Source organism: Bradyrhizobium sp. Kon10 (assembly GCF_055807395.1).
Genome location: NZ_JBVVOZ010000336.1, coordinates 1 through 247 on the forward strand (window position 1 = coordinate 1; position 247 = coordinate 247).

Consider the following 247-nt stretch of genomic DNA (forward strand, 5'->3'; position numbering starts at 1 on the left):
GCCGTGGTCGTCGCCGACCAGGAGGGATCCAGGGTCACCGACCTCTTCGTCACCGAGGGCACCCTCGTTACCGACAATCAGGAGCTGGCGCGTCTGACCGCACCGCCCCAGATCCCGGGCCAGCCGCCGCGGCCCGGCCCGCAAGGACCGGTTTCGCTGAAGGCCTCTGCTCCCGGCCTCGTCACCGAGGTCCGCACCATCGTCGGCGCGCCGGCATCGCCGCAGGCCGGCCCGATGTTCCGTATCG

1 pseudogene is annotated in these 247 nt (G+C 72.1%); it reads left to right on the forward strand.

Annotated elements, in window-relative coordinates:
* A pseudogene (locus tag AC0L2O_RS37285) lies at nucleotides 1-247 on the forward strand (efflux RND transporter periplasmic adaptor subunit); the annotation flags it as partial.